4 protein-coding genes are annotated in these 17,186 nt (G+C 77.6%); all 4 read right to left on the reverse strand.

Going from position 1 to position 17,186, the window contains the following annotated elements; translation table 11 throughout:
• Positions 1-63 precede the first annotated feature (63 nt).
• The 4 genes from ACFY4B_RS09045 to ACFY4B_RS09060 all read right to left on the reverse strand — a co-directional run bounded on the left by ACFY4B_RS09045 (position 64) and on the right by ACFY4B_RS09060 (position 17,006).
• Positions 64-14,004 (reverse strand): SDR family NAD(P)-dependent oxidoreductase, encoded by a 13,941-nt coding sequence (locus ACFY4B_RS09045; RefSeq protein ID WP_387966998.1) that lies wholly within the window; start codon positions 14,002-14,004, stop codon positions 64-66.
• Between the two features lie 352 nt (positions 14,005-14,356).
• Positions 14,357-14,632 (reverse strand): hypothetical protein, encoded by a 276-nt coding sequence (locus ACFY4B_RS09050; RefSeq protein ID WP_198959456.1) that lies wholly within the window; start codon positions 14,630-14,632, stop codon positions 14,357-14,359.
• Positions 14,633-14,822: 190 nt separating this feature from the next.
• On the reverse strand, positions 14,823-15,362 hold the full coding sequence (locus tag ACFY4B_RS09055; RefSeq protein WP_143204652.1) for a hypothetical protein: 540 nt from the start codon (positions 15,360-15,362) through the stop codon (positions 14,823-14,825).
• 885 nt (positions 15,363-16,247) lie between these two features.
• Positions 16,248-17,006, reverse strand: coding sequence for a thioesterase II family protein (locus tag ACFY4B_RS09060; RefSeq protein WP_387966999.1), 759 nt, complete (start codon positions 17,004-17,006; stop codon positions 16,248-16,250).
• Positions 17,007-17,186 lie beyond the last annotated feature (180 nt).

A 17,186-nucleotide genomic window follows, 5' to 3' on the forward strand; every position in this document is an offset into this window, starting at 1 on the left:
TCGGGCTGTGGGTACTCGGTCTGGGCAGCGCTCGGGCGGCCCGCGGGAGGGTCGGCGGTACGGTCATTCGATGCCGAACTCCTTGCCCAGGAGGTCGAAGACCTCGTCGTCGTCCGCGGCGGCGAGGCGCTCGGAGACGTCCTGGCCGGCGGCGGTGCCGGCGCCGTTGCCGCCGCCGGTGGCGGGGCCGCCGGCGCGGCGCTGGAGTCGTTGCCACTTGGCGCTCAGTGCGGCGAGCTGCGCCGCGACGGCCTCCTCGTCCCCGTCCGTCCCGTCGCCGTCCTCGCCGAGCCGGTCCAGCAGGCCCGACAACGAGGCGTCCAGCCGGTCGAGTTGGGTGCGTACGGACTCCGGGCCGGCGCCGAGCTCGCGCAGCAGGTGCGCGGCGAGGGCGGCGGACGTCGGGTACTCGAAGACGACGGTGGAGGGCAGGGTGACGCCGGTGGCGGCGGCGAGCCGGTCGCGCAGTTCGATGGCGGTCAGGGAGTCGAAGCCGAGGTCCCGGAAGGCGCGTTCGGCGTCGATGTCGGCGGTGCTCCCGTGCGACAGCACCAGGGCCGCCTGGGCGCGCACCAGGTCCGTCACCGCGGCCGGCCGGCGGGCGGCGGGCAGGGCGAGGACGGTCCGGGCGAACTCGGGCGCCGTGCCGCCGTCGGCCGGGCCGACCGGTTCGGCCGCCGGGGCGGCCGCTTCCGGCAGGTCGGCGAGCAGCGGGCTCGGACGGTGCAGGGTGAAGGCGGGCGCGAAGGTCCGCCAGTCCACGTCGGCGATGGTGACGAGCGCGTCGCGCCCGTCCATGGCCTGGCCGAGCGCCCGGACGGCGGTGCCCGGGTCCAGGACGCCCAGGCCGTGCCGGACGGAGGACCGGGCGCCGGCCCCGCCGTCGGCCCAGGGGCCCCAGGCGACCGAGGTGGCGACCTGTCCGCGGGCGCGGCGCTGCTCGGCGAGGGCGTCGACGAAGGCGCTGCCCGTGGCGTAGCCGGGCACCAGGGCGCTGCCCCAGGTCGCGGCGACGGAGGAGAACAGGACGAAGTCGTCCAGGTCGAGGTCGGTGGTCAGTTCGTCGAGCCAGCGGGCGCCGGCCGACCGGGCGCCGGCGACGTCGGCGAGCTCCCGTGCCGTGGTGTCGGCGACGGCGGTGGCCTGTCCGGCGCCGACGGCGTGCACGACGCCGCGCAGGGCGGGGCCGCCGTCGGCGGTGATCTGCCGTAGCAGGCCGCCGAGTTCGGCGCGCCGGGTGGTGTCGCAGGCGGCGATGGACAGGGCGGCGCCGGAGGCGGCGACGTCGGCGGCGAGCCGGGCGACGTCGGCGGTCAGCGGTTCGCCGGCGGCGAGGACGACGCGTTCGGCGCCGCGCCCGGCGAGCCAGCGGCCGACCTCGGCGCCGATGGCGCCGGTGCCGCCGGTGACCAGGACGGTGCCGCGCCCGGGCCGGGGGGTGGCGGCGGCCGCGGCGGCGCGGACCAGGCGGCGGGCCAGGATGCCCTGCGGGCGCAGGGCCGTCTGGTCCTCGGCGACGGCGCCGGACAGCAGGGCGGCGAGCCGGCTGCCGGTGCGGTCGTCCCAGGCGCCGGCGGGCGGCAGGTCGACCAGTCCGCCCCAGTGCCCGGGGTGTTCGAGGCCGGCGACCCGGCCCAGTCCCCAGACCTGGGCCTGGGCGGGGCTGCCGCTCTCGCCGGGGCCGGTGGCCACGGCGCCGGAGGTGAGCACCCACAGCGGGGTGCCGGGGGCGCCGGCGCCGAGCTGCTGGATGAGGTCGAGGGTGGCGGCCACGCCCCGGGTCATGGTCGGGTGCCCCTGGTCCGGGGACTCGTCCAGGGCGAGCAGGGAGACCACGCCGGCGGGCGCCGGGTGGGCGGCGAGAGCGGTGCGGTCGGCGTCCGGCAGGGTGCGGACGTCGGTGGCGCCGTGCTCGGCCAGGGCCCGGGCGACCTTCCGGGCGGTCTCCGGGTCGGCGGCCGCGCCGACCAGCAGCCAGCTGCCGGTCAGTTGCGGGGGTGCGGGGTGCTCGGCGGTCCGGGTCCAGGTGATCCGGTAGCGCAGGCCGGTCAGCGCGTCGTCGGGCGCGGGGGCGGCGGGCCGGGCCGGTTCGGGCCAGTAGCGGCTGCGCTGGAAGGCGTAGGTGGGCAGGTCCACGAGGGTGCCGGGGCCGTGCACGGCCGCCCAGTCGACGGGTGCGCCGGCCACGTAGGCGGTGGCGAGCGAGGTGAGCAGGCGGCGGGCGCCGCCGTCCTGGCGCCGCAGCGTGCCGGTGACGACCGCCGCCTCGCCGAGGGTGTCCCGGACGGCGCCGGTCAGCGCGGGGTGCCCGGACACCTCGACGAACACCCGGTGCCCGCTGTCGCCGAGGGTCCGTACGGCCCGTTCGAACTCGACGGTGCCGCGCAGGCTCGCGTACCAGTAGTGGGCGTCCAGCTCCCGGCCGTCCTGCCACTGCCCGGTGTACGCGGAGACCAGCGGGACGTCGGCCGCGCGGGGCTCGATGCCGGCGAGGGCGGCGAGGATCTCCTCGCGCAGCTCCTCCACCTGGGGGCTGTGCGAGGCGTAGGCGATCGGGACGCGGGTGGTGCGGCAGGTGGGCGGGCAGGCGGCGGCGAACTCGTCGAGCGCGTCGGGGTCGCCGGAGACCACGCAGGAGCGGGGGCCGTTGACGGTGGCGAGCGCGAGCCGTCCCTCGAAGCCGGCGAGCCGTTCGCGCACCGTGTCGGCGGGCTCGGCGACGGAGAGCAGGCCGCCGCGTCCGTCCAGGGTGCGCAGGGCCCGGCTGCGCAGGGCGGCGACCTTCGCGCCGTCCTCCAGGGTGAGGGCGCCGGCGACGGTCGCCGCGGCGATCTCGCCCAGGGAGTGGCCGACGACCGCGTCCGGGGAGACCCCGGCGGCCTGCCAGACGGCCGCCAGCGCCACCGAGACCGCCCAGACGGCGGGTTGGAGCACGTCGGCGGCGAGGAAGTCGTGCTCGCCGGCCAGGACATCCGCGAGGTCCCAGTCGACGTACGGGGCCAGGGCCCGGGCGCACTGGTCCAGCCGGTCGCGGAAGACCGGTGAGACCTCGGCGAGTTCGCGGCCCATGCCGATCCACTGGCTGCCGTGGCCGGGGAAGACGAACACGGTGCGGCCGGTGCCGCCGGGCGCGACGGAGCCGGTGACGGCGTCGGGCGAGTCCTGTCCGGTGGCCACCGCCGCGGCGGCGGGCAGCAGTTCGGCGTGGTCGGCGCCCAGCAGCACGGCGCGGTGGTCGTGCGGCGGGCGGGTGGTGGCGAGCGACCAGGCCACGTCGCCGACCGGCAGGTCGGGGCGGGCCAGCGCGGACTCGCGCAGCCGGCCCGCCTGGGCGGCGAGGGCGCGCGGGTCGCGGGCGCCGACCGGCCAGGCGACCGGTCCGCCGGTCAGCACCGGGGCGGGGCCGGCGTCCGGCGTCGCGTCCGTCGTCGCGGGCGCGGGCGCGGGCCGGGCGGGGGCCTCCTCGATGATGACGTGGGCGTTGGTGCCGCTGACGCCGAAGCTGGAGACGCCGGCCCGGCGGGGCCGCTCGCCGTCCGGCGCCCAGGCGACGGGCCGGTGCAGCAGGGCAACGTGCCCGGCGGTCCAGTCGACGTGCGGGGTCGGGGTGTCGGCGTGCAGGGTGCGCGGCAGCTGTCCGTGCCGCAGGGCCAGGACGATCTTCATGATCCCGGCGACGCCGGCGGCGGCCTGGGTGTGGCCGATGTTGGACTTCACCGAGCCCAGCCACAGCGGCCGGTCGGCGGGCCGGTCCTGGCCGTAGGTGGCGAGCAGGGCCTGGGCCTCGATCGGGTCGCCGAGTTCGGTGCCGGTGCCGTGCGCCTCGACGGCGTCCACGTCGGCGGCGGTGAGGCCGGCGCCGGCCAGCGCGGCGCGGATCACCCGCTGCTGGGAGGGGCCGCTGGGGGCGGTGAGCCCGTTGGAGGCGCCGTCCTGGTTGACGGCGCTGCCGCGGACCACGCCGAGCACCTGGTGGCCGTTGCGGTGGGCGTCGGAGAGCCGTTCGACCGCGAGGACGCCGACGCCCTCGGCCATGCCCATGCCGTCGGCGCCCTCGCCGAAGGCCTTGCACCGGCCGTCGGCGGCCAGGCCGCGCTGCTGGGAGAAGCCGACCAGGTCGCGCGGGGTGGGCATCACGGTGACACCGCCGACCAGGGCGAGGTCGCACTCGCCGGCCCGCAGCGCCTGGGCGGCGGAGTGCAGGGCGACCAGCGAGGAGGAGCAGGCCGTGTCGACGGTGAACGCCGGGCCCTCCAGGCCGAGGAGGTAGGAGACCCGGCCGGACAGCACGCTGGTGGCGGTGCCGATCATGGCCTGGCCCTCCAGGCGGTGGTCGGCGTGGCCGGCGGCGCGGGCGGTGAGGTGGTCGTAGCCGGAGCCGAAGCCGCCGACGAACACGCCGGTACGGCTGCCGCGCAGGCCGGTGGGGTCGATGCCGCCGCGTTCCAGGGTCTCCCAGACGACCTCCAGCAGCAGCCGCTGCTGCGGGTCCATGGTGACCGCCTCGCGCGGGCTGACGCCGAAGAACCCGGCGTCGAACTCGGCGGCCTCGTGCAGGAACCCGCCCTCGCGGGCGTAGAAGGTGCCGGGCCTTTCGGCGGTGGGGTCGTAGAGGGCGGCGAGGTCCCAGCCCCGGTCGGTGGGCAGGCCGGTGACGGCGTCCTGTCCGGCGTCGAGCAGCTGCCACAGCTGCTCGGGGGTGTGGATGCCGCCGGGCAGGCGGCAGCCCATGGCGACGATCGCGACCGGGTCGGCGAGCGGGTCCGGGCCGGTGGCGCGCGGTGCGGCCGGGGCGGCGGTGTCCGGTCCGCCGCCGACCAGCCGGGTGCGCAGGTGCGCGGCGAGCACCTGCGGGTCCGGGTAGTCGTACAGCAGGGTGGCGGGCAGCGGCAGGCCGGCGGCGGTGCTGAGCCGGTTGCGCAGTTCGACGGAGGTGAGGGAGTCCAGGCCGAGTTCGCTGAAGGCGCGGCCGGGCTCGACGTCGGCGGCCGAGGCGTACCCCATCACGGTGGCGGCCTCGTCCCGGACCAGGTCGCAGAGCAGCCGGTCCTGCGCCTCGGCGGAGGTCAGCGCCGACAGCCGGACGGCCAGCGGGTGCTCCGCCTCGGCGGCGCGCGGCGCCGGGTCCGCGGCGTCGGCCGCGTCGGCGGCCCGGATCTCGGGCAGGTCGCGCATCAGCGGGGCGCGGCGCAGCTGTTCGGGGCCGCGGGCGGTGGCCATCGCGGCGAAGTCGACGGCCATCAGCGACAGTACGGCCAGCCGGGGGTCGGGGTCCTCGACGGCGGCGGCGAGGGCGCGGACCGCGTCCTCGGGCTCCATCAGGACCTCCCACTTGTTGCGGGCGAGCCGCCGGCGGGCGCCTTCGCTGGCCTGGCCGACGCCGCCGCCCGCCCACGGGCCCCAGGCCAGCGAGGTGGCGGGCAGGCCGCGGGCGCGGCGCTGCTCGGCGAGGGCGTCCAGGTAGGCGTTGGCGGCGGCGTAGTTGCCCTGGCCGCCGTTGCCGAAGGTGGCGGAGATGGAGGAGCAGAGGACGAAGGCGTCGAGGTCCAGGTGGGCGGTCAGCTCGTCGAGGTGGGCGGCGCCGCCGGCCTTGCCGTCGAAGGTGCGGGCCAGGCGGGCGGCGTCCAGGCGGTCCAGGACGCCGTCGTCCAGGGCGCCGGCGGCGTGCAGCACGGTGGACAGGGCCGGTCCGGTGGCGGCGACGCGGTCGAGCACGGCGGCGAGCGCGGGGCGTTCGGCGGTGTCGCAGGCGAGGACGTCCACGGCGGCGCCGGCGGCGGCGAGTTCGGCGGCGAGCGCGGCGGTGCCGGCGGCGGCGGGGCCGGAGCGGCTGGTGAGGACGAGGCGGCGGGCGCCGCGCTCGCGGGCGAGCCAGCGGGCGGCGTGGCCGCCGATGTGGCCGGTGCCGCCGGTGACGAGGACGGTGCCGCGGGGGGCGAGCGGCCGTCGGTCGGCGGGGCGGGGCGGCCTGGGGGCGTGGGCGAGGCGGCGGGGCCGCAGGCCGTCGGCGCGCAGCGCGACCTCGTTCTCGTCGCGGGCGGCGAGGACGGCGGCCAGGCGGGCGGCGGCCCGCTCGTCCCACTGCCCGGGCAGGTCGACCAACCCGCCCCAGCGGTCGGGGTGTTCGGCGGCGACGGTGCGGCCCAGGGCCCAGACGGGGGCCTGCTGCGGGTCGGCGGCGCCGGTGCCGGGGTCGGTGGTGACGGCGCCGGCGGTCAGCAGCCACAGCGGGGCGGGGACGGCGGCGTCGCCGAGGGCCTGGACCAGGGCCAGGGTGGCGGCGAGGCCGCGGGCCACGGCGGGGTGGGCGGTGAGCGGGGCGGTGTCGAGGGCGAGCAGGGAGAGCACGCCGGCGGGCCGGGCGCCGTCCAGTGCGGCGGTGAGCCGGCGCGCGTAGTCGGCGCGGTCGGCCTCGGCGGTGTCCAGCTCGACGGTGACGGTCCGGGCGCCGCGCTCGGTGAGGGCCGCGGCGCAGGGGTGGACGGGGTGTCCGGCGGGGGTGGGCACCAGCCAGGTGCCGGTGAGCAGCGCGGGGGCGGGCTCGGGGGCGTGGGCCCACTCGGCGAGGAAGCGCCAGTCGTCGGTGGGGTCGGCGGCCGGGCCGTGGGCGGCGGGGGCGGCCGCGGCCGGGCGGGCCGGCGGCCAGAAGCGGCGGTGCTGGAAGGCGTAGGTCGGCAGTTCGACGCGCCGCGCGGCGTCCCGGACGTCGGCGGGGGCGGGCAGCACGGCGGTCCAGTCGACGGGCAGGCCGTGGACGTAGGCGGTGCCGATCGAGCGCAGCAGCCGGTCGGCGCCGTCGTCGTCGCGGCGCAGCGTGTCGATCACCAGCGGGCCGGGCAGGTCGGTGCGGGCGGCCAGCGTCTCCTGGACGGCGGGCAGCAGCACCGGGTGGGCGGAGACCTCGACGAAGGTGCGGTGGCCGGTGGCGGCGAGGGCTTCGACGGCCTCGGCGAAGCGGACGGTCTGCCGGACGTTGGCGTACCAGTACCGCGGCCCCAGCTCCTCGCCGTCCACCAGCCGTCCGTGGACGGTGGAGAACAGCGGGACGGCGGCGGGGCGCGGCCGGATGTCGGCCAGCAGCCGCGGCAGGGTCTCCGCCAGCGGCTCGCACAGCCGGGAGTGCGCCACGAAGTCGGTGACGGGCACGCGCCAGCGCATCGCCTTGCGCTTGCGCAGCACGCGTTCGAACTCGACGAGCGCGTCGGGTTCGCCGGAGACGACGGTCGTGGCGGGGGCGTTGACGGCCGCGACGGCGAGCCGGTCGCCGAAGGGTTCCAGGAGTTCGCGCACCAGCTCGACGGGCAGCACCACGGAGAGCATGCCACCCTCGACGCCGAGGCCGGTCAGCGCGGCGGCGCGGACGGCGACGATCCGGGCGGCGTCCTCCAGGGTGAGCGCGCCGGCGACGGTGGCGGCGGCGATCTCGCCCTGGGAGTGGCCGACGACCGCGTCGGGGACGACGCCGGCGGCCTCCCAGACGGCGGCGAGCGAGACCATCACGGCCCACAGCAGCGGCTGCATGACGGCGGCGCCGTCGGGCGCGGGGGCGTCGGGCTCGCCCGCGAGCACGGCGTGCGGGTCCCAGTCGACGTACGGGCGCAGGGCCCGCGCGCACTCGGCGAACCGGGCGGCGAACACCGGCGACTGCGCGGACAGCCGTCGGCCCATGCCCTCCCACTGGCTGCCCTGGCCGGGGAAGACGAACACCGTCCGGTCCTCGCGGGCGGCGCTCTCGCCGGTGAGGGCGTGCTCGGTGTCCTGGCCGGTCATCAGGGCGGCCAGGCCCCGGCCGAGTCCGGCGGGGTCGGCGCCGACGACGACGGCGCGGTGCTCGAAGGGGCTGCGCGTGGTGGCGAGCGCCCGGGCCACGGCGGCGGGCGGCGGGGTGTCGGCGGCGAGGGCGTACGCGCGCAGGCGGCCGGCCTGCGCGGCCAGGGCGTCCCGGCCGCGGGCGCTGACCGGCCAGGCGGTGACGTCCGTACCGGCGGCGAGCAGCGGCGGTCCGGCCGGGGCGGCCGGGTCGTCCTGCGGCGGGTCGGCGGGGGCGGGGAGGTGTTCGGGGGCCTGTTCGATGAGGACGTGCACGTTGGTGCCGCTCATCCCGAACGCGGAGACGCCGGCGCGGCGCGGCGCGTCCTGCGGGGTCGTCCAGGGCCGCTGCTCGGTCAGCAGCCGTACGGCGCCGGACTCCCAGTCGATCTCCCGGGACGGCTCGTCCGCGTGCAGGGTGCGCGGCAGCGTGCCGTGCCGCATGCCGAGGACCATCTTGACGAGGCCCGCGAGGCCGGCGGCGGTCTGGGTGTGGCCGATGTTGGACTTGGCGGAGCCGAGCCACAGCGGCCGGTCGGCGGGGCGGTCCCGGCCGTAGGTGGCCAGCAGGGCGTGGGCCTCGACGGGGTCGCCGAGGGGGGTGCCGGTGCCGTGCGCCTCGACCGCGTCGATCTGGTCGGGGGTGAGGCCCGAGGCGTCCAGGGCGGCGCGGATCACGCGCTGCTGGGAGAGTCCGCTGGGGGCGGTGAGGCCGTTGGAGGCGCCGTCCTGGTTGATGGCGGTGCCCCGTACGACGGCCAGCACGGGGTGGCCGAGGCGCCGCGCGTCGGAGAGCCGTTCGACGGCGATGGTCGCGGCGCCCTCGGACAGGCCCATGCCGTCGGCTCCGGCGGCGAAGGGCTTGCAGCGGCCGTCGGGGGCGAGGCCGCGCTGCCGGGAGAAGCCGACCAGCTGGCTGGGGGTGGACATCACCATCACGCCGCCGACCAGGGCGAGTTCGCACTCGCCCGCGCGCAGCGCCCGGCCGGCCAGGTGCAGGGCGACCAGGCCGGAGGAGCAGGCGGTGTCGATGGTGAGGGCGGGGCCCTCCAGGCCGAGGGCGTAGGCGACGCGGCCGGAGATGATGCTGCTGGAGTGGCCGGTGACGAGGTACCCCTCGGCGGCCGGGTCGCCGTCGGCCAGGCCGTCGCCGTAGCCGGTCAGGGTGGCGCCGGCGAAGACGCCGACGGGGGTGCCGCGCAGCGATTCGGGGGCGATGCCGGCGCGTTCGAGGGCTTCCCAGGAGGTCTCCAGCAGCAGGCGCTGCTGGGGGTCCATGGCGAGGGCCTCGCGCGGGTTGATGCCGAAGAAGGCGGCGTCGAAGTCGGGGGCGTCGTGCAGGAAGCCGCCGCGGTGGGTGACGGACTTGCCCTGGCGGGCGGGGTCGGGGTCGTAGAGGTCCGGGTCCCAGCCGCGGTCGGTGGGCAGGCCGCCGATCACGTCGGCGCCGGAGGCCAGCAGGTCCCAGTACTGGTCGGGGGTGGTGACGCCGCCGGGGAACCGGCAGCCGATGCCGACGATGGCGAGCGGTTCGTCGGGGTCGGCGGCGGCGCCGTCCCGGGCGGGCGCGGCGGCGTCGGTGCCGGTGCCGGTGCCGGTGCCGAGGGCCGCCGCGGCGAGGTGGGCGCCGAGCGCGGCCGGGGTGGGGTGGTCGAAGACGATCGTGGACGGCAGCCGCAGGCCGGTGGCCGTGGCCAGCCGCTTGCGCAGTTCGACGGCGGTCAGCGAGTCGAAGCCCAGGTCGCGGAAGGCGCGCTGGCCGGCGATGTCGCCCGCGTCGCGGTGGCCGAGGACGGCCGCCGCGTGGGAGCGGACCAGGTCGGTGGCCAGGCGCTCCTGCTCGGGGGTGCCGGCGGCGCCGGCCAGGGCGCGGGCGAAGTCGTTCCCGCTGGTGTCCGCGCCGTCGGCGGCGGCCGTGGGCGCCCCGGTGGCGGCCGCGCCGCCGTCGAGGGCCCGGCGGGCGGCGGGGATGCGGTCCAGCAGGGCGCTGCGGCGGGCCGCGGTGAACACCGGCGCGAAGTCGTCCCAGGCCATGTCGGCGAGGGCGAGGTAGGGGCCGGTGGCGCCGGCTCCGTCGGCGAGGACGCGGCCGAGCACGTCCAGCGCGCGGTCCGGGTCCAGGAACCGGGTGCCCTGGCGGCGCAGCACGTCGCCGGTGATGGTGGCGGGCCCGTGCGGGCCGAAGGCGTCCGGCGCGGTCCAGTCGCGGGTGTCCCACACGCCCCAGCCGAGCGAGAGCGCGCCGGCGCCGCGTGCCGCGCGCCGTTCGGCGAGCGCGTCGAGGTGGGCGTTGGCGGCGGCGTAGGCGCCGTGCTCGGCGCTGCCCCAGGCGGCGGCGATCGACGAGAAGAGGACGAACTCGTCGGCGTCGGCGACCAGTTCGTCGAGGTGGTCGGCGCCGGCCGCCTTGCCGGCCAGGGAGGCGGCCAGGCCCTCGGGGTCGGTGTCGTCGAGGCGGGTGAGGTGGAAGGCGTTGGCCGCGTGCAGCACGGTGGACAGCCGCGGGCCGGTGGCGGCGACGCGGTCGAGCAGGGCGGCGAGCGCGGAGCGGTCGGCGAGGTCGCAGGCGAGCACGTCGACGGCGGTGCCGGCCTCGGCGAGGGCGGCGGCGTGGGCCGCGAGCCGCGGGCCCGGCCCGGAGCGGGTGGGCAGCACGAGGCGCGCGGCGCCGCGGCCGGCCAGCCAGGCGGTCAGGTGCGGGCCGATGGAGCCGGTGGCGCCGGTGACGAGCACCGTGCCGCGCGGGGACCAGCCGCCGTCCGGCCCGACCGGGCCGGGGGCGGTGCGGGGCGCGTGGACCAGCCGCCGGGCGAAGGCCCCGGCGCAGCGCAGCGCCACCTGGTCCTCGGCGCCGTCGGCGAGCACGGCGGCCAGCCGGGCGGCGGCCCGCTCGTCCCACTGCTCGGGCAGGTCGACCAGTCCGCCCCAGCGGTCGGGGTGCTCCAGCGCGGCGACCCGGCCGAGCCCCCAGACCTGGGCCTGGACGGGGGCGGGCGGGGCGTCGTCGGCGGCGACCCGGACGGCGCCGCGGGTGAGCGCCCAGAGCGGGGCGTCGACCGCGGCGTCGCCGAGGGCCTGCACCAGGGCCAGGGTCGCGGCGGTGCCGTGCGGGACGGCGGCGGTTGCGGGCGGGGCAGTGGGTGCGCCGGGCAGCGGCCGGGGGTCCAGCGCGAGCAGCGACAGCACGCCGGCCGGCTTCGCGGGCGCCCCGGGGAGGGCGGCGAGCGCGGCCGTGAGCTCGGCGGCGAGCGCCTCGCGCAGCACCGCGTCGGTGCGCAGCACGACGGCCTCGGCGCCGTGCGCGGTCAGGGCCTCGACGTGCCGGGCCGGGTCGCCGTCCTCGCGGGCGACGACCAGCCAGGTCCCGCTCAGGGCGGGGGCGGTGGGGCCGAGCGGCTCCCAGGCCGTGCGGTAGCGCCAGCCGTCCTCGGCGGCGGTGACCGCCGCCTGCGGCGCGGCCTCGACCCGGCGGGGCCAGTAGCGGCCGCGCTGGAAGGCGTAGGTGGGCAGGTCGGCCCGCTCGGCGCGGGGCAGGACGGCGGTCCAGTCCACGGGCGCGCCGTGGGCGTACGCCTCGCCGAGGGAGGCGAGCAGCCGCGCGGCGCCGCCGTCGTCGCGGCGCAGCGTGCCGACGACCACGGGGTCGCGGTCCGCCAGTTCCTCGCCGACGGCCATGGCCAGCACGGGGTGCGGGGACACCTCGACGAAGGTGTCGTAGCCGTCGTCGCCGAGCGTGCGCACGGCGCGGGCGAACTCGACGGTCTCGCGCAGGCTGGCGTACCAGTAGGCGGGGTCGAGCTCCGGCCCGGCGAGCCGGCGGCCGTCCATCGCGGAGACCATCGGGATCCGGGCCGTACGGGGCTCGATCCCCTCCAGGGCGGCGGTGACGTCCTCGCGCAGCTCCTCGACGTGGGCGCTGTGCGAGGCGTAGTCCACCGGCAGGACGCGGGTGCGCACGTCGGGGTGGAGCGCGGCCAGCTCGTGCAGCGCGTCCGGGTCCCCGGCGACCACCGTGGCGGACGGGCCGTTGACGGCCGCGACCGACAGGCGCTCCCCGAACGGCTCCAGCCAGCCGCGGACGGTGTCGGCCGCGCCGTCGACGGCCATCATCCCGCCGCGCCCGGCGAGGGCGGTCAGGGTCCGGCTGCGCAGGGCGACGACCTTGGCGGCGTCCGCCAGGGACAGGCTCCCGGCGACGACGGCGGCGGCGATCTCGCCCTGGGAGTGGCCCACCACCGCGTCGGGGACGACGCCGGCCGCCTCCCAGACCGCGGCCAGCGAGACCATCACGGCCCACAGCGCGGGCTGCACGACGTCAGCGGCCTCGAAGCCGTGAAGGCCCGCCAGCACATCGTCCAACTGCCAGTCCACGTACGGCGCGAGGGCCTCGGCGCACTCGGCCAACCGGGACGCGAACACCGGCGAGGCCCCGGCCAGCTCGCGGCCCATGCCGACCCACTGGCTGCCCTGGCCCGGCAGGACGAAGACCGTCCGGCCGGTGCCCTCGGCGCGGGTCTGCCCGGTCACGACGTCCGCGGCGGGCTCCCCGGCGGCGAGCGCGGCCAGGCCCCCGGCCGACTCCGGGTCCAGCAGCACGGCGCGGTGCTCGAAGGCGGTCCGGGTGGTGGCGAGCGACCAGGCCACCTCGGCGGCCCGCGCCCCGGGGCGGGTGGCGAGGTGGGCGGAGAGCTTGCGGGCCTGCGCGGCCAGCGCCCGCGGGGTGCGCCCGGACAGCACCCAGGCGCTCGACCCGGGCAGGACGGCCGGGGCGGCGGCCCGCACCGGCTCCACGGCCGGGGCCTGCGGCTCGGGCGCGTCCTCCAGCACCAGGTGGGCGTTGGTGCCGCTGATGCCGAACGCCGAGACGGCCGCGCGCCGGGGGGTGTCGTCCGCGGGCCGGGGCCAGTCCACCGGCCGCTGCAGCAGCCGCATCCGGCCGGCCGTCCAGTCGACGTACTCCGAGGGCCGCTCGGAGTGCAGGGTGCGGGGCAGCACGCCGTGCCGCAGCGCCATCACCATCTTGATCACACCGGCGACACCGGCCGCGGCCTGGGTGTGGCCGATGTTGGACTTCACCGAGCCCAGCCACAACGGCCGGTCGTCGGCGCGGCCCGCCGCCTGCCCGTAGGTCTCCAGCAGGGCCTGGGCCTCGATCGGGTCGCCGAGCCGGGTGCCCGTCCCGTGCGCCTCCACGGCGTCCACGTCGGCCGCCGTCAGCTGGGCGTTGTCCAGGGCGGCCCGGATGACGACGCGCTGCGAGCTGCCGTTGGGCGCGGTCAGCCCGTTGGAGGCGCCGTCCTGGTTGACCGCGCTGCCGCTGATCACCGCCAGGACGGGGTGCCCGTTGCGGCGCGCGTCCGACAGCCGCTCCAGGACGACCATGCCGGCGCCCTCGCCCCAGCCCGTGCCGTCGGCGTCCGCCGAGAAGGGCTTGCAGCGGCCGTCGGCGGCCAGGCCCTGCTGGCGGGAGAACTCGCGGAACAGCACCGGCGAGGACATCAGGGTCGCGCCGCCCGCCAGGGCCAGGTCGCACTCCTCGGCGCGCAGCGCCTGCACCGCCAGGTGCAGGGCGACCAGGGAGGAGGAGCAGGCGGTGTCCACCGTCACGGCGGGGCCGACCAGGCCGAGGGTGAAGGAGATCCGGCCGGAGAGCACGCTGTTGGCGGTGCCGGTCAGCAGGTGGCCGGTGGCCTCCGCGAAGTCCAGTCCGGCGTCGCTCCCGTAGGCCGCGGCGGAGGAGTAGACGCCCGCGAACACGCCGGTGCGGGAGCCGTGCAGGGTGGCCGGATCGATGCCGGCGCGCTCGACGGCCTCCCAGGAGGTCTCCAGCAGCAGCCGCTGCTGCGGGTCCATGGCGAGGGCCTCGCGCGGGCTGATCCCGAAGAAGGCGGCGTCGAACTCGGCCGCCTCGTACAGGAAGGCGCCCTCACGGGTGGTGGAGCCCGGCAGGTCGGGCGAGTCGTAGAGCCCCGCGGTGTCCCAGCCCCGGTCGGCGGGGAAGCCGGCGACGGCGTCGGCGCCGTCCGCGACCAGCCGCCACAGCGCCTCGGGGCTGTCGACGCCGCCGGCGTAGCGGCAGCCCATGCCGACGACGGCGATGGGCTCGTGCCTGAGCCGGTCCAGTTCCGTCCGGGTGCTGCGCAGTTTGGCCGTCACGACCTTGAGGTAGTCGCGAAGCTGCTGTTCGTCGGCCATGGCGGCCCTGCTCCCCCCGTAGTGAACTGCGAGTCGACGTGCTGACCGCGCGCGTGCACGACGAGCGCGGCCCTGCCACTGGAGTACGTGTTCTTCACGGTGCTGCCACCGCACCGCTCCCGCCGGGCGGGCGGGCACGCGGAAGACCGCGGCCGACCGCTCCTCGCGGTGGCCGCGCTCCTCCCCCGGTGCCCGGCGGTACTGCGGCGCGGATCCCGCGCGCCTGCCGCGGGATCACTGTCCGGCTCCCGCGCGGTTGCCGCGGGAACGGCGCCCGGCTCCCGCGCGGTTGCTGCTCGGCGCCCGCGCAGGAGTCGGCCTCAGTCCCCGCGGGGCGGGGACGTGCGTGCCGTCAGGAGACGGCCTCGGCCGCCTCGTTGACGGCCTCCTCGCCGCCCTCGGCCGCGGCCGGCTGGGCGGGCACGCTCAGGCCCGGGACGGACAGGTCCGGGACGGCCTTGACGGCCTCGAAGCCGGCCTCGATGGCCTCGGCGAGCGTGGCCGTGACCCCGTCCTCGAATTCGATCCGGGTGACCGGGACGTCGGCGTTCGTCGGGAGGGTGTCGTCGACGAACGCGATGTCGGCGCGGCTCGCCTCCTTCAGGGTGACCTTCTCCTGATCGTTCACTTCTCGGTTCAGGACAAGCGAGAATCGGTGCGTCATGATTGGCCGCTCCTCTGGTGGATGCGAGATTATATTTCAGGCAAGGCGCAGGAATACTGCAGGCCGACTTCGACTTTATCGGCGGTCCGACAAAGGCACAAGATCCGACCGGAATTACGGCGGGGATTAGAAATCGATTAACGCCGACGGGAAATCAGCCGGTCCGGCCGAAACCCCCCGCGAAGCCATTCCCCCCGGCCGGCGCGGCACCCTTCGGGGAAACCCCCGGCGCAATGGCGGCCCGCTTCACCGGGACGGGCTCCTCACCGCGCTCCAGCCGCCGCCGCACATCGAGCGCCGTCGCGGGCGACACCCCGGCCGTCCTGGCCAACTGGCGCAGCGAGGCCTTCGGGTTCTCCCCGAGAAGCTCCGCCACGCGCAGCCGCCCGGCCGCGCCGTTCAACGGGCGGGACTTGCCGTCCCGGCCGATCCGGAATCCGGATTCCGCCACGGATTCCGACAGGCGCCGCAGCTCGGCAACGGTTCGCGCGCCAAGGCCGGTCGACTCCGCGACCGCCCGGTCGGACAGCGAGGGATGGGCCTGGAGGATCCGCAACGCCGCCTCGGCGCGCGCGGCCCGCTCCGCCGGCCGGCCGCCCCCGGAGGCCGTTTCGGATGCTCCGACCGGACCTCCCGGACCCCGGCCGCCATCCGCACCGACCGGAGTCGGAGCGGTGCGCAGGCGCTCCCCCATGCTGAACTCCCCCTTCAGAACACGCCGACCCAAGTCCCCATCGCGCCGGTACGACACCACCCGCGGAATCACCGGCAAATTGATTGCTTCATTCGCGGAACCCGGAAGCGGGATTCAGAGCCCAATCCTTCCGCCCCTACTCCCGCCCACCCCTCCGCGACCGACCGGTGTTCAACTGCGACGCGACATCAGTTGAACACCCGACTGGCCCCCGCTGTCCAAACACCCCCCCGGGGTTCGATCAATATCGAAGCTTTCCGTTGATCATAGGCGCGGCTGTCACGGAAACGCAACACTTTCCTGACCCACCAATTCACGCCATTCCCTGTACCCACATCCATCACAACAGTCACGTCAGTCACATGAGTCACAGAAGCGGAATGCAACATGTCGGATTCCGTTTTCGTACGGTTCGGCCGGATGGTGCCGCCGGGCGCTTCTCCGCAGCTGGGGAGGTGTGGGACGGGCGCCGCGGGCCCGGGGGCCTGGAAACGCGCGCTGCCTCCCGCGCACGACGGGAGGCAGGCGGAAGGCGACGGGGCGGCAGGCGAGGGCAGGCAGGCGGTGACGGGGTGTGACGGGCAGGGCCGCCGGGGAAGGGCGGCCGTAGGCAAAGGCATTACCCGACGGCGGCCGGGCAACGGCCGATCGGCACACGTGGGGAGAGCGCCCGCTCGGCGGCGGGCCCGGTCGGGGGCGCGCAGGCCGAACCGGGCCGCGGGGGAAGGGCGGCCGGAGCTTCCACGGCCACCCCTCCGGCGGGGTGGCCGTGGGCGGGGGCTCTGCTCGACGGCGGCCGTGCGGCGGCCGACCGGTCAGGCCGCGAGCGGAGGCCGGTCGGCGGCGCGGCCCGGCCGGGGCCGGGCGCGCCGCGGCCCGCCGGGTTCAGGAGACCGGCGGCAGCAGGCGGTCGGTGACGATGCGGACGATCTCGCCCTGGTGGTGGGCCAGGTAGAAGTGGCCGCCGGGGAAGACGTGCAGGGCGGAGCCGCCGGTGGTGTGGTCGCGCCAGGACCCGGCCTCGTCGACGGTCGCCTTCTCGTCGCTGTCGCCGACCAGGGCGTCGACCGGGCAGGAGAGCGGCGGCCCCGGCCGGTAGCGGTAGGTCTCGACGGCCTTGTAGTCGGCGCGGACCGCGGGGAGGATCATCCGCAGCAGCTCCGGGTCCTGCAGGGCCCGCGGGTCGGTGCCGTCCAGCTTGCGGAGTTCCGCGACGATGCCGTCGACGCCGCGGAGGTGGACGTCCTCGTCCCGGTGCCGGGAGGGTGCGCGGCGGCCGGAGGCGAACAGGGCGACCGGCGGGGCGCCGAGGTCCTCCAGGCGCCGGGCGACCTCGAAGCCGACGACCGCGCCCATGCTGTGGCCGAACAGGGCGAGCGGCAGGTCGCGGTGGGGCAGCAGCGCCTCGGTGACCCGCTCGGCCAGCGCCTCGACGGTCTCGACGCAGGGTTCGTGGCGCCGGTCCTGCCGCCCCGGGTACTGGACCGCGAGGACCTCGATCCCGGCCGCCGTGGCGGCGGACATCGGGTACCAGTAGCTCGCCGACCCTCCCGCGTGGGGCAGGCAGACCAGGCGGACGCGGGCGTCCGGGGCCGGGTGGAAGCGGCGGATCCAGCTGTCGGCCGCGCCGTCGGTGAGCGTCATGGTGTTCCGGTGGTCCCTTCTGGACGGGGTCCTCGCCCCGCCGGCGGGTCCTCCCCACTCCGAGCCTGGTGCAGGCCGGACGGCCGGACAACCCCTCACCACCACCCCCCTTCTCCCGCGGCGGAGCCGGCCGGGACAAGGGCCCGTAGGGGAACCGTAGGGGTGCGGCCCCCGCGGACG

The sequence above is a fragment of the Kitasatospora sp. NPDC001261 genome, from assembly GCF_042896795.1.
In the GTDB taxonomy this organism is placed as follows: Bacteria; Actinomycetota; Actinomycetes; order Streptomycetales; family Streptomycetaceae; genus Kitasatospora.